This window comes from Cloacibacterium sp. DMC96, from assembly GCF_056313765.1.
In genome coordinates this window covers 683,759-698,271 of the sequence record NZ_JBQUZQ010000002.1, presented here as the reverse complement: position 1 = coordinate 698,271, position 14,513 = coordinate 683,759, and the positions used below count along the sequence as shown (strand labels likewise).

The 14,513-nt window shown below is 33.6% G+C and carries 12 protein-coding genes; 2 read left to right on the top strand and 10 right to left on the bottom strand.

The genetic code is table 11. The features are described from left to right. Positions 1-10: 10 nt before the first annotated feature. The 6 genes from ACT53I_RS12165 to ACT53I_RS12140 all read right to left on the bottom strand — a co-directional run bounded on the left by ACT53I_RS12165 (position 11) and on the right by ACT53I_RS12140 (position 5,544). Positions 11-526, bottom strand: coding sequence for an acyl-CoA thioesterase (locus ACT53I_RS12165; protein ID WP_476079857.1), 516 nt, complete (start codon positions 524-526; stop codon positions 11-13). A 5-nt stretch (positions 527-531) separates the two neighbouring features. After that, entirely contained in the window at positions 532-1,218 is a 687-nt protein-coding gene (locus ACT53I_RS12160) for a hypothetical protein (protein WP_476079856.1), read from the bottom strand. An 89-nt stretch (positions 1,219-1,307) separates the two neighbouring features. Next, positions 1,308-2,045 carry a T9SS type A sorting domain-containing protein gene (locus ACT53I_RS12155; protein WP_476079855.1) on the bottom strand — a complete coding sequence of 246 codons (738 nt, stop codon included), beginning with the start codon at positions 2,043-2,045 and terminating at the stop codon, positions 1,308-1,310. 108 nt (positions 2,046-2,153) lie between these two features. Continuing rightward, the gene (locus ACT53I_RS12150; RefSeq protein ID WP_476079854.1) at positions 2,154-2,837 is read right to left on the bottom strand and encodes a T9SS type A sorting domain-containing protein; all 684 of its coding nucleotides are present in this window, start codon (positions 2,835-2,837) and stop codon (positions 2,154-2,156) included. A 73-nt stretch (positions 2,838-2,910) separates the two neighbouring features. Beyond that, complete coding sequence (locus ACT53I_RS12145) at positions 2,911-5,013, bottom strand: TonB-dependent receptor (protein WP_476079853.1); 2,103 nt, start codon at positions 5,011-5,013, stop codon at positions 2,911-2,913. A 162-nt stretch (positions 5,014-5,175) separates the two neighbouring features. Beyond that, on the bottom strand, positions 5,176-5,544 hold the full coding sequence (locus tag ACT53I_RS12140) for a DUF2752 domain-containing protein (RefSeq protein WP_476079852.1): 369 nt from the start codon (positions 5,542-5,544) through the stop codon (positions 5,176-5,178). A gap of 208 nt (positions 5,545-5,752) precedes the next feature. Between ACT53I_RS12140 and ACT53I_RS12135 the strand changes: the two genes are divergently transcribed. Beyond that, on the top strand, positions 5,753-8,536 hold the full coding sequence (locus tag ACT53I_RS12135; protein ID WP_476079851.1) for a bifunctional aconitate hydratase 2/2-methylisocitrate dehydratase: 2,784 nt from the start codon (positions 5,753-5,755) through the stop codon (positions 8,534-8,536). Between the two features lie 290 nt (positions 8,537-8,826). Then, a complete protein-coding gene (locus tag ACT53I_RS12130) occupies positions 8,827-11,100 on the top strand; it encodes an aconitate hydratase (RefSeq protein ID WP_476079850.1) in 2,274 nt (757 codons plus the stop codon). A gap of 79 nt (positions 11,101-11,179) precedes the next feature. Here ACT53I_RS12130 and ACT53I_RS12125 read toward each other — a convergent pair whose 3' ends face one another. The 4 genes from ACT53I_RS12125 to ACT53I_RS12110 all read right to left on the bottom strand — a co-directional run bounded on the left by ACT53I_RS12125 (position 11,180) and on the right by ACT53I_RS12110 (position 14,427). Beyond that, the gene (locus ACT53I_RS12125; RefSeq protein WP_476079849.1) at positions 11,180-11,884 is read right to left on the bottom strand and encodes an RluA family pseudouridine synthase; all 705 of its coding nucleotides are present in this window, start codon (positions 11,882-11,884) and stop codon (positions 11,180-11,182) included. Continuing rightward, positions 11,884-12,774 carry a hypothetical protein gene (locus ACT53I_RS12120; RefSeq protein WP_476079848.1) on the bottom strand — a complete coding sequence of 297 codons (891 nt, stop codon included), beginning with the start codon at positions 12,772-12,774 and terminating at the stop codon, positions 11,884-11,886. The genes ACT53I_RS12125 and ACT53I_RS12120 overlap by 1 nt, the downstream gene beginning before the upstream one ends. A gap of 59 nt (positions 12,775-12,833) precedes the next feature. After that, positions 12,834-13,649: a 3-methyl-2-oxobutanoate hydroxymethyltransferase gene (gene panB, locus ACT53I_RS12115; protein ID WP_069800297.1), complete on the bottom strand. Its 816-nt coding sequence runs from the start codon at positions 13,647-13,649 to the stop codon at positions 12,834-12,836. A 64-nt stretch (positions 13,650-13,713) separates the two neighbouring features. Further along, on the bottom strand, positions 13,714-14,427 hold the full coding sequence (locus ACT53I_RS12110; protein ID WP_074650861.1) for a Crp/Fnr family transcriptional regulator: 714 nt from the start codon (positions 14,425-14,427) through the stop codon (positions 13,714-13,716). Between the last annotated feature and the right edge of the window lie 86 nt (positions 14,428-14,513).

Genomic DNA, 14,513 nt, shown 5'->3' with positions numbered 1-14,513 from the left:
AATAAATATTCTAACCAAATAACTTTTTAAGTTCTATAGAATCTTGAGCTTTCATTTTCCCAGAAAGAATCAAAGAAAGTTCTTTTCTACGAAGCGCTGCATCAAATCTTGCTTTTTCTACATCAGATTGTGGAATAAGCTCAGGAATAGGAACCGGATGGTTGTTTTTATCTACCGCTACGAAAGTATAAATTCCTTCGTTAGTATGAATTTTTTCTTTAGTGATTGGGTTATCTAACCACACATCGCAATAAATTTCCATAGAAGTAGAAAACGCTCTAGAAACTTTAGCTTCTACCACTACCACACCACCTTCTGGAATAGGATATTTAAAAGAAACATGGTTTACAGAAGCGGTAACAACAGTAGATTCACTATGTCTTTGCGCAGCAATTGCAGCAGCTCTGTCCATTCTGGAAAGAAGCTCACCACCAAACATATTTCCTAATGCATTGGTTTCATTGGGAAGCACAATATTGGTCATAATAGTCCTGGTTTCTGCAGGAGTTTTCGCATTTTTTTCCATAGAAATTATTTAGAAATTCTTAATGAATCTGTTTTTGAAGTTTGTAATGAATCTTTTGGTACAATAGGATTTACCTTTGGCTTTTCGGGAATTCTTTGGGTAGAAGTTTTCACTGTAACTTCATCAAAAGATTTTTTCCCAAAAATTTGGTCTTGATAATTAATCGCCAAATAAATGATGGCTCCTACTGGTAAAATGAATAGGAAAACCCAAAGAATAGAGTTATTAAAAACGTATTGATTATCTGATTCTGGTAAGTCTTCAGAGTTTTCAATGTTTTGAATTTGCTCTAAACTGATTTCTTCGAGTCCAAAAAATTTAGGCGTATTGGTGTATTTTTTTTGGTCTAAAAGTTTTATAACATTTTCTTCTAGTGAAAATTCACCTATTTCGTCTATTGTAATTTTTTGTTCGGCTTGTAATGCTTCTATCCAAGAAGTTACTTCTTCTTTGATTAGAGACTGTACTACAAATAAATTTTCGCTTGTCTTCTCAACAATATATTTAGCAAAATCTGCATTGAAAACATTTTTATTTTCTACGAAAGAAATTTCATAGGTTGGTGGCAAGATTTTAGAGGATTGCTCATCTAAAGTAGCTGATTTTTTCTTGAGGGTAAAAACGCCAAAACCAGGAAGTTCTGCACTTCCTTTTTCTTGCAAATAATTGTATAGATGTAATCCTAAATTCATTTGGCACAAATTTAATATTTTTTGTTGAGTTGAGTTACAAAAAAAGGTTGCTAAAAAGCAACCTTGTATAAAAACATTTTTTCTTTTGATTAATAGGCGAATTTAATAACCTCATCATTAAGTTTAAGAATATAATTTCCTTTTTTAGGAAGGTTAAGCTCTATACCATTAGTAGAAGCTTTTGCCGAAATATTTTTAATCACCCTTCCAGAGTAATCTACTACTTGTACGCTTAGATTACCTTGTTTATTGGTATACAATTTCCCTTCTGAAACGAATGATTTTGATTTCTTAACAGTTTCTGCAGATGCTAAAGTATTGCTCACTGTGAAAGTTGCTTTGTAGTTTGCGCCGCCGTTATTAGAATACTTAGTCCCTACATTAGTGTATGCCTCAGTATAAACTTCTAAAGTGTAAACACCATTTGGCAAACCTGCTAAAACATCAGTAGTTCCAGTGGTTGCACCCCACTTTTGGTCACCGTTTCCTCCTAAATTTTCTAAAAATCCGAAACTTACATTGGAGAAACTTCCAGAAGGAGTTCCGGTGTAAACTCTGTAATGAATTCTACCACCAGTTACATCTCCACCTCCGTTTTTCCAAGTTTTGTTTTCTCCTCCTACAAAAACTAGGGTTTGCCCATTAGTAAAAGTTCCTAAATTAGCTCCATTTAAATCTGGATTACCTGTAACTGCTTGCAAATCATAATAAGCATTACTACCATTATTAATTTTTAAAATAGCATAGGATTCAAAAATTCCAGCATCTTGTGCATTAAAGCCTATAAAAGAAAATAAAAATAAAAATAAAAAATAGATTTTTCTCATAGTGTGTAATTTTATGTATTTATTACAAATTTATAAATTAATTTTATTAATCCACAAAAAAAGACTGCCGTTAAACAGCAGTCTTTTAATTATTTATGAAGGATATTTTTAATATTTAAACTTTACAATTTCATTTTCGAGTTTCAGGATGTAATCTCCTTTTTTTGGAAGATTAAGTTCGATCCCATTAACTGTAGAATTCGCTGTAAAAGTTTTAATCACTCTTCCAGAGAAATCCATCACTTGTATGTTTACATTTCCTTTTTTAGGAGTGTACAATCTGCCCTCTGAAACAAAAGATTTAAACTTTGAACTATTAATATCTATAGTTCCTAGTGAACTTGTAACCGTACTTGTAAACCCATAAGTTGAAGCGAGTTTATCAGTAGTTTGGTGTGTGTTTTTCCCCACTGGAAACTCAGTAAACAAGAAATGTAATTCATTTACAGTAGTTCCTGGAGGTAATACACCACCCATATTGTTAAAGTTATGGGTATTAAGATTTACAGTTCCGCTGTAATTTGTTCCATCCCAAGTTAATTGAGTTGTTATATTACTGAAATTGTCATTAAACGAACTTCCTGTAGAATTATCTGCACCATTTAACCACAAATAAACTCCAATAGGATTTCCCACTCCTGGATTATAAAAAGCCCATCCATTTGCTGCGTCATTATAGGTGATAGTATAAATTCCAGAGTTCGCAGGAGTTTGTACTATTGTTAATAATGCTTGACTGTATAAAGCGACCACCGCAAAAATGGTTGCCAAAAAAGAATAAAGTTTTTTCATTTTTACTTATTTTGGTTATTATAACAAATATAAACAATTATTCTTTTCAAAACTTATTCTTTAAATGATTTTTTTACAGCTTAACATTTAGCCCTAACATAAAATTTCTGCCAGCTTGTGCATAATAGTAAGGTCCATCATATACAAACCCATTATTTACATACTTTTTGTCAAAAATATTATTTAGTAAAAATTGTAAACTCACGTCTTGTTTTGCAATTTTAAACTCATATTGTGCATTAAAATCAGTCAAGAAATAATCATTCAGTTGTAGTGATTTGGTTTCCGTGTTATCTAAATATTGCTTCCCAACATATTGATTATTAAGATTTAACTGTAAATTTTTAATAGGCTTATACTGAATTATAGCATTGGCAATAATATTAGGAGAAAAAGAAATGTCGGTATTGCCCAAATTAGTCACTGTAGAATTTTCTTCAATTTTGAAATCTACATTTTTACTTTGGCTCAGAGTAATATTTCCTAATACGTTCAGTTTTTCTGAAACTTTAGCCAAAGTTCCCAATTCTAAACCTAATCTGTAAGATTTTCCAGAATTAATTTTAATGAATTCTCCTACCATATTGATTTCTCCACTCAGAACCAACTGATTCACATAATTCATGTAATAAGCGTTTGCAGTAAAAGAAACATCACCAAAAGTTTTTTCTAAACCGAACTCAAAATCATGTAATTTCTCTGGCTTTGTATTAGGATTGGCAAATAAATCATCACGGTTAGGTTCTCTGTGAGCATGAGCATAAGAGAAAAATAATTTCCCGTTTTCTATCTGATAATTCACCCCGAATTTTGGATTAAAAAACGTCCATTTCTGACTTAAATCTGCTCCTTCTTCTGCATTTTCATCTAAAACATACGTTTTATAGTCAATATTTCTCAGTTGTAAATCTCCAAAAAACTCTAGCTTTTCAATTTTATAAATGGCTTTTGCAAAACCTGAAACTTCATTTTTCAGAGCATTATTTCTGTAATATTCATGCTCGAAAATATTAGTATACTTCACTCCCGACACATTCCCAAAATGCCTTCCAAAGTATTGATTTGCAGCCACTCCGAAATTCAAATTCACATTTTCAAAATTCCCATAAAGACTAGAAACTACACCATAAAAATCATTGTCTAACCATTTTTTTCTAATGAAATCTGTTCTGGTAATTATGTTTCCGTTTTCTACGATATTAGGCAAATCATATTTTGAAAATTTAGCATCTTGCTTATAATTTTCATAGTAACCTTCTCCATGAGTAAGGTGAAAAGTAGTTTCTAGATTCCAAATTTTACCCAGTTTTTGTTCCCAAAGCAAATGATAATGGTTTTGTCGGTAATTATCGGTTTCATTTTCATAAAATCCAATAATATTTTCCCAATTAGCATCATAAATCGCTCCAGAATAATTAAATTTTGGGTTAGATTCATAGGTAGCTTTATCAATTCCATTCCAGGCTTGATACGTTTTTTCTTTCCCTCCGAAACTTAAAAATCTCAGTTTCGTATTTCCTTTTTCAAAGAGTGCATTGATATTGTAAGAATTTAGCTTAGAAAAAGCTCTATCGATGTAACCATCTGAATTAATGATAGAATACCTTGCCGAAACTGAAAGTAAATTGTTCAAAAATTTACCTGTTCCTGCTTCAAATGAATGTTTAAATGTATTAAAACTTCCTGCGCTTTGATTGGTCAAAAAATAAGGTTTTTCCTCTGGATTTTTGGTCAAAATATTCACACTTGCTCCGAAACTTGCTGTTCCATTGCTAGAAGTTCCTACTCCTCTCTGGATGACAATCTGCGACGCCGAACTTGCCATGTCTGGAATATTCACAAAAAAAGTTCCCTGACTTTCTGAATCATTGTACGGAACACCATTCAGCATTACATTAATACTTGTTCCAGCGCTTCCTCTAATCCTAAAACCAGTGTAACCCACTCCGTTTCCAGCATCCGAAGTCGCGACTACTGACATTTGATTTTTGAGCAAAATAGGCAAATCCTGACCTAGATTTTTAGCTCCTAGATCTTTTTGTACGTTAATAATTTCTTTGGAAACCGGAAGCCTTTTCGTAAAGCTAACCTCTTGAATTTCTTTTACTTGCGCCGTATCTATTTGCGCAGAGAGAACAGAGCTCATCCCTAGCCCTAAAATAATAAATCCTTTCATTCTGATGTTGTAAAAAATTAAACAAATCGAATAAAAGGATGCCACGTGTGAAAAATACATCAAAGACGTTTCCATAAACAGCATTACCTGTTCTATGTTCTTTGGGTATAATCTCAGCTTTTTACAGCACCCCTTTTTCTTGAGTGCAAATGTATAAAATTTTTATAAATTTCTAAAAATCCCGAAAAGAATTGCGATGAAGAACAAAATGATTATTGTTTTCTTGCCGATGAGAAACTGTCTCAACTTAGCAAATTTTTCTTGAAAAAAACTGGTAAAGAAAATCAATGAAAAATATGGAATTGCGATTAATACAAGTGCATTTTGGCGAAACGCTTCTTCGAAGTTCAGATGCAAAATTTCGTGAAATGCTCTTTGTGATCCGCAACCTGAACACTGGTAACCCGTAATCTTATAAAAAGGACAAGAAATAAAAAAATACTCTTGTTCATAAGGATTTAGAAAAAAATAATAACCTGTTATAACCAGTATTATAACTACAAAAATCCATTTTTTTTCACCCTTGTACATAAAACAAATGTAATTCTAAACTTTATATTTTACAAGATTGATTTAAATAATATGCTTCATCTATAAAATTTTAAAAAAAGATATCCTCTGCAAATTAAATTTTCTTACTTTTGAGCATCATTATAAAAAGATTGATGATTATAAAAATTTCAACTACTAAAGAACAGTAAATCATCTAATTATTAAGTTTAAAAAGACTTCAAAAATTATGAATATTTATCAGGATTACATCCAGGAAATCGAAGAAAGAAAAGCACAGGGGCTTCACCCAAAACCTATTGACAGTGCAGAATTACTAAGCGCAATTATTGAGCAAATTAAAGATACAGCAAATGAGTACAGAGCTGATTCTCTTAACTTTTTCATCTTTAACACTTTACCGGGCACAACTAGTGCAGCTGGTGTAAAAGCTAAGTTTTTAAAGGAAATAATCCTTGGTGAATCTATAGTGGCAGAAATCACTCCTACTTACGCTTTTGAATTGCTATCTCACATGAAAGGAGGTCCTTCTATCGAAGTTCTTCTTGATTTGGCTTTAGGAAATGATGAAGCTACTGCAAAACAAGCAGCTGAAGTTCTTAAAACTCAGGTTTTCTTGTATGATGCTGATACAGCGCGTTTAAAAGAAGCTTATGAAACGGGAAATGTAATCGCTAAGGATATTTTGGAAAGCTATGCAAAAGCAGAGTTTTTTACTAAACTTCCAGAAGTTCCAGAAGAAATTAAAGTTGTGACTTATATCGCTGCAGAAGGTGATATTTCAACTGATTTATTATCTCCTGGGAATCAAGCTCACTCACGTTCTGACCGTGAATTACACGGAAAATGTATGATGTCTCCTGCTCAACAGGAAGAAATAAAAGCTTTACAAGCTCAACATCCTGATGCAAGCGTGATGTTGATTGCAGAAAAAGGAACAATGGGAGTTGGTTCTTCACGTATGTCTGGGGTAAACAACGTTGCACTTTGGACCGGGAAACAAGCAAGTCCTTACGTACCTTTCGTAAACATTGCTCCAATTGTAGCTGGAACTAATGGAATTTCTCCAATTTTCTTAACTACAGTTGATGTAACTGGTGGTATCGGAATCGACCTTCAAAACTGGGTGAAAAAAGTGGACGAAAACGGAAACCCTGTTAGAAATGAAAACGGTGATATCATTTTAGAAGAAAAATATTCAGTTGCTACAGGAACTGTTTTGACCATCAATACCAAAGAAAAGAAATTATATAACGGAGAAACTGAATTGAAAGATATTTCAAAATCATTTACTCCTCAAAAATTAGAATTTATAAGAGCTGGTGGTTCTTATGCTATCGTTTTTGGTAAAAAAATCCAAACATTTGCTGCAAAAACTTTAGGAATTACTGCACCAACGGTTTTTGCACCTTCTAAAGAAATTTCTATCGAAGGACAAGGACTTACCGCTGTTGAAAAAATCTTCAACAGAAATGCAGTAGGCGTTCCAGAAGGTAAAGTTTTACACGCTGGTTCTGATGTGAGAGTTGAAGTAAACATCGTTGGTTCTCAGGACACAACAGGTTTGATGACCGCTCAAGAACTAGAATCTATGGCAGCAACGGTGATTTCTCCAATTGTAGACGGAGCGTATCAGTCAGGTTGTCACACCGCATCAGTTTGGGATAAAAAAGCGCAGGCTAATATTCCTAAATTAATGAAATTTATGAATGATTTCGGTGTAATCACAGCTCGTGACCCGAAAGGTAAATACCACGCAATGACAGACGTTATTCACAAAGTTCTTAACGATATTACAGTAGACGAATGGGCAATCATCATCGGAGGTGACTCTCACACAAGAATGTCTAAAGGTGTGGCTTTCGGAGCTGACTCTGGAACGGTAGCTTTAGCTTTGGCAACAGGCGAGGCTTCAATGCCAATTCCTGAATCTGTAAAAGTGACTTTCAAAGGCGAAATGAAAAAGCACATGGATTTCCGTGATGTAGTTCACGCAACTCAAGCTCAGATGTTGAAGCAATTCGACGGTGAGAACGTTTTCCAAGGTAGAATTATTGAGGTTCATATCGGAACGCTTCCTGCCGACCAAGCATTTACCTTTACAGACTGGACTGCAGAAATGAAAGCGAAAGCTTCAATTTGTATCTCAGAAGACGATACTTTGATCGAATCATTGGAAATTGCAAAAAGCAGAATCCAGATTATGATTGATAAAGGAATGGACAATAAAAATCACGTTCTACAAGGTTTAATTAATAAAGCAAATAAGAGAATTGAGGAAATCAGAACAGGTGACAAACCAGCTTTGACTCCAGATGCTAATGCAAAATATTATGCGGAAGTTGTTGTAGATTTAGATCAAATCATTGAACCAATGATTGCTGACCCAGATGTAAACAACGAAGACGTTTCTAAAAGATATACGCACGATACCATAAGAGACCTTACTTATTATGGAGGTGAGAAAAAAGTTGACCTTGGTTTCGTAGGTTCTTGTATGGTTCACAAAGGTGACCTTAAAATCGTTTCTCAAATGTTGAGAAATCTTGAAAAACAAAATGGTAAAGTAGAATTCCAAGCACCACTTGTTGTAGCTGCTCCTACTTATAACATCATTGATGAATTAAAAGCTGAAGGTGACTGGGAATTATTAGAAAAATATTCTGGTTTTGAATTTAATGATGCCGCTCCAAAAGGCGAAGCTCGTACACAGTATGAAAATATGATGTACTTAGAGCGCCCAGGTTGTAACCTTTGTATGGGTAATCAGGAAAAAGCGGAAAAAGGAGACACCGTTTTGGCAACTTCTACCCGTCTTTTCCAAGGAAGAGTAGTTGAGGATTCTGACCGTAAAAAAGGAGAATCTCTACTGGCTTCTACTCCAGTTGTAGTATTGTCTGCAATCTTAGGTCGTATTCCAAGTATTGACGAGTACAAAACAGCTGTTGAAGGAATCAACTTAACTACTTTCGTTCCATCTATTAAAGAACTGGTAACTGTTGGTCATTTTTAATACATTGTAAACTAAAGTCGAAAGACTTTTTAAATATAAATTGGAAGATTTCTTGAGAAGTCTTCCAATTTTTTTTATCATAAAAATATTACATTTCACAAAATAATATTAATTTTAGCTTTAAATAAAATTCAATTTCAAATGTGAATTAATAGGTATTAAAAATTCAAACCATAGACCATTTTAATATTTTATCAATCCTGTAGGAATAGAATTTGATGGAGAATAATAACATCATTATCCTTTCATTTGATTCTCAAATGCAAACTTTAAACAAAAAATAAATAGATATGACATTCGACATCAACATGATCAAAAAAGTGTACGAGCGCTACCCTGAAAGAATTGCTGCGGCAAGACAAGTAGTACAAAAACCTCTTACACTCGCTGAAAAAATTCTTTACGCTCACCTTTGGCAAGGTAATGCTACAGAAGCTTACGAAAGAGGAAATTCTTATGTAGATTTCGCTCCGGATAGAGTTGCAATGCAAGATGCAACTGCACAAATGGCACTTTTACAGTTTATGCAAGCAGGAAAAGCTAAAGTTGCCGTTCCTTCTACAGTTCACGCTGATCACTTAATTCAAGCTAAAATTGGTGCCGATAAAGATTTACAAGAAGCACTGAATAAAAATAACGAAGTTTTCAACTTCCTAAGTTCAGTTTGTGATAAATACGGAATTGGTTTCTGGAAACCAGGAGCAGGTATTATTCACCAAGTTGTTTTAGAAAATTATGCTTTCCCTGGTGGAATGATGATTGGTACCGACTCTCACACTGTAAATGCAGGTGGATTAGGAATGGTGGCAGTTGGAGTTGGAGGAGCTGATGCTGTTGACGTAATGGCAGGAATGGCTTGGGAACTTAAAATGCCTAAACTAATTGGTGTAAAACTTACTGGTAAGCTAAACGGTTGGACTTCAGCTAAAGACGTAATCCTAAAAGTAGCAGGAATTCTTACTGTAAAAGGTGGAACTGGTGCTATTGTAGAATATTTTGGAGAAGGAGCGGTATTTCTTTCTGCAACAGGAAAAGGAACTATCTGTAACATGGGTGCAGAAATTGGAGCTACAACCTCTACTTTCGGTTATGATGATTCTATGAGAAGATATCTTGCTGCAACAGGAAGACAAGAAGTAGTAGATGCAGCTGATAAAATTGCTGAGCACTTAACTGGTGATGCTGAAGTGTACGCAGAACCAGAAAAATATTTCGACCAAGTAATTGAAATTAACCTTTCTGAATTAACTCCACACCTTAATGGTCCTTTCACTCCAGATTTAGCAACTCCAGTTGCTGAAATGAGAGATAAAGCAATTGCCAATGATTGGCCTCTAGATATAGAATGGGCTTTAATTGGTTCTTGTACCAACTCATCATACGAAGATTTATCCAGAGCAGCTTCAATTGTAGAAGATGCGGTAGCAAAAGGAGTAAAACCAAAAGCTATCTTAGGAATTAACCCTGGTTCTGAACAAGTAAGATTTACAGCAGAAAGAGATGGATTAATTGATACTTTCAAAAAATTTGAAAATGCGAGAATCTTTACCAATGCTTGCGGTCCTTGTATCGGACAATGGGACAGAGAAGGTGCTGAAAAACAAGAGAAAAACTCTATCATTCACTCATTCAATAGAAATTTTGCAAAAAGAGCAGATGGAAATCCAAATACCCACGCTTTTGTAGCATCTCCAGAAATGGTAGCAGCTGTAGCAATTTCGGGAAGATTAGATTTCAATCCAATTACAGATACTTTAACCAACGAATCTGGCGAACAAGTAAAATTAAAAGAACCAATAGGTTCAGAATTGCCTGCAAAAGGTTTTGCTGTAGATGATAACGGCTATCAAGCTCCTGCTGAAGACGGTTCTTCTGTAGAAGTTATTGTCTCTCCTACTTCAGACAGATTACAATTATTAGAACCTTTCTCACCTTGGGATGGTAAAAATATTACAGGTGCTAAACTTCTCATTAAAGCTGAAGGAAAATGCACTACTGACCACATTTCTATGGCTGGTCCTTGGTTAAAATACAGAGGTCACTTAGATAATATTTCTAACAACATGTTGATTGGTGCTGTAAACTTTTTTAACAAAGAAACCAACAGAGTTAAAAACCAATTAACTGGAGAATACGGTGAAGTTCCTGCAGTACAAAGAGCTTACAAAGCAGCAGGCGTTTCTTCAATTGTAGTAGGAGACCAAAACTACGGAGAAGGTTCTTCTAGAGAACACGCTGCAATGGAGCCAAGACATCTTGGTGTAAAAGCAGTTTTAGTAAAATCTTTTGCAAGAATTCACGAAACTAACCTTAAAAAACAAGGTATGCTTGCATTAACTTTTGTAAATCCTGAGGATTATGATAAAATCCAAGAAGATGATACTTTTGATTTCTTAAACCTTGATAGTTTCGCACCGAATACTCCACTTCAAATTCAGATTACACACTCAGACGGAACTACGGATACTATTCTTGCTAATCACACGTATAATGAACAGCAAATTGGTTGGTTTAGAGCCGGTTCTGCGCTTAATCTAATTGCTGAAGAAGCTAAAAAAGCATAAGCTTTTTTTCATAAATACTAAAAAACCACTCGAAAATTCGAGTGGTTTTTATTTTGTAATATTCTTGATTTATATAATATTAAACATTTTCTTCACATGCTCTCCAAACTGCATCATTCTGAGGAACTGGCGCTGTAATTTCTACATTTTCTTTAGTAACAGGATGTATAAATTCTAATTTTCTAGCATGTAAATGAATTCCACCATCAGGATTTGAGCGTGGTGAACCATATTTTAAATCGCCTTTTATAGGTGTACCGTTTTTAGATAATTGTGCTCTGATTTGGTGATGTCTTCCTGTTTCTAAATCAATCTCAAGGAGAAGATAATTGTCTAAAGATTTAACAATATTATAAGTAAGAATCGCTTCTTTTGCACCTTCAGTTAGTTTTGGGAAAACAATTGCTTTGTTATTTTTCTCATTTTTTTTGAGATAATGAACCAATCTTTGAGAAGGCGGAATCATTTCCTTGGCTACCACTGCCCAATATGTTTTCTTAATCTCACGGTTTTTTACCATTTGTGTGAGACGAGAAAGTGCTTTAGAAGTTTTGGCATAAATCACCAAACCAGAAGTAGGTCTATCTATTCTATGAACCAAACCTAGGAAAACATTTCCAGGTTTATTATCTCTTATTTTGATGAAATTTTTAATGGAATCTAGCAGAGATTCGTCGCCAGTTTTATCACCTTGAACCAATTGTCCCACTTTTTTATTGATGACTAAAAGGTGATTGTCTTCATAGATGATTTGAGAAGCGATATTTGAGTTTATGTTTTGCATTATTCTTTTTGAGTGATAGAATATTGATAATCATATATTCCATCATTATGAAAATTACTAATTTCTTTCGCTGTTAGTTTTGTTGACAAAAGTCGGAAATTTTCTTTAGAAAAAACATATTCTTCATCAGCAATTAACTGATAGTGTTTCTTTTCCTTTTCCACATCTTGTTTAAATCTAAAGATATTATAGTCTTCATCTTCGGCTTTATGTTTATCAAACTCACTTTTGACATTGATTTTCAAGTCTTTTTCTTCACTCAAAACAGACAAAACCACTTTAAAAGGCTGGCTTTTTAACCCAAATGGAAAATTATTTCTTCTGGTAAAAAAAGTATTCACCGAATTTTTATTTTCTATGCCAAAATATCTTGAGAAAATAATTATATCTTCTTCTATGCTAGAAATCACACCCTCTGGATTTCTTTTAACCCTTTCAAAAATATTTTCATCTTTTTTGCTCAGCTGTTTTTCTTGTTCTGCAATATTTTTCAAGAGATTTTCTCTTACTTGAGACAGATTATTGATTTTTTTATAAGCACCTAAAGAATCTGTTCTAAAGTAAATGGTCAACTGATTTCGGTAGGCTACTTTATTACAATTGCAATCGTTTTTCTCCTCTTTCTTGCCTTCATGTAGATGTTCATAATTCATGATTTTCCAACTGAAAATTTTATCATTTCCATCATTAAAAAGATAAGTTAGTTCTACATCTTGATTCACCGTAAATGGAGCGTGATACGATTTTCCTTTTGGAGTTTTAAGAGAAGATGCCGAAGAAATGTGATACTGGTAAACTTGATTTTTGGGTAAATCTGGAGTGATAAATTTCTTTTCCTGAGAAAAAACACAAAAAGAAATTAACGTGAACAATAAAGAAAGTTTTTTCATGGTTATAATTTTCCATAAAAATAAAAAAAGTTGAGCAAAAAACTCAACTTTTTATTTATCTAGTAGCTTTCGTTCTTATTCGGGAAGGAAACGTCTTTTACATCTTTCACATACTGCGAAACGGCGCCCGTAATTTCTGTATAGAGGTCTAAATATCTTCTTAAAAATTTCGGCGAAAATCCTTTATTCATTCCTACCATATCATGATAAACCAGAACTTGACCATCACAATCTGGTCCGGCTCCAATTCCTATCGTTGGTATAGAAATACTTTCTGAAACTTTCTTCGCTAAGTCAGCAGGAATTTTTTCTAAAACTAAAGCAAAACAGCCCAGTTCTTCTAAAATTTTAGCATCTTTTATTAGTTTTTCGGCTTCTGCATCTTCTTTAGCACGAACTTTATAAGTTCCAAACTGATAAATAGATTGGGGTGTTAAACCTAAATGTCCCATTACTGGAATTCCTGCATTAATTAATCTAGAAACAGAATCTGCGATTTCTTCGCCACCTTCTATTTTCACAGCATGAGCTCCAGATTCTTTCATCATTCTTACCCCAGATTCCAACGCTTTTTGCGGGTCTGACTGATAAGTTCCGAATGGTAAATCTGCAACTACTAATGCTCTATCTACTCCTCTTACTACGCACTGAGCATGATAAATCATTTGATCTAAAGTAATAGGCAAAGTAGTTTCGTGACCTGCCATTACATTCGCTGCCGAATCTCCTATTAAAATAGCATCTACTCCACCTGCATCTACCATTTTGGCAGTGGTATAATCATAAGCAGTAAGCATTGTGATTTTTTCCTTATCGAATTTCATTTTTCGTAAGGTTTCGGTCGTTACTTTTTTAATTTCGGAATGTACTGACATGGGAATAAATTTTAAAGAGTAAATGTATAAAAAAATGCCGACTCGCGGTCGACATTTTTAATTTTTATAAAACTACGTGTCCTAATTTTCTTAGTTTTTCGTGGTTTAAGATTTTTAAGTTTCTTCCTTCCACTTCTATGTAGTTGTCTTGTTTAAATTCTGAGATTAATCTGATGGCACTTTCTGTAGCAGTACCTATTAAGTTAGCGATTTCTTCTCTTGTTAAAGAAATTTTGATAAAACCTTCTGGGTCTGTTCCTAATTTCTGTTCTAGAAGAAGAAGCACTTCTGCTAATCTTTCTCTTACTGTTTTTTGAGCCAAGAAAGTTACTGTATTAGAACTTTCGCCCAATTCAAAAGAGATTTTTTGAAGCATTGCAAAAGACAATTGAGGGTCTACTTCTAACAAATGAAGAAATACATCTGCAGGAATATAAGTCGCTTGTAAATCGCTCATTGCTTCAGCAGTAGCTTGATAAGCTTCACCAATTAATAGCGCTCTATAACCAATAATATCACCTTCTTTGATGAATCTTAAGATTTGTTCTTTTCTATTAAAACCTAGTTTATAAAGTTTTGCTGTACCACTTTCTATAAAAAAAACACCTTCTACATTTCTTCCTTCCTCGAAAAGAGATTCTCCTTTATTAAAGAAAAGAGTTTGCTTAGCATTGATATATTTAGTGTAATCTTCTTTAGATAGAATTTCCTTAAAAGCCTTGTCATTAAAAACACTTAGAAACTTGTTTTCAATAAAAATTTGTTTTTCTAAAGACATAGATGAATTTTTATGATTTTCGTCAGCAAAATTATCATTTTTTTCTTATTAATCATAAAGAATTTTTGTATTATTTTTGCACATTT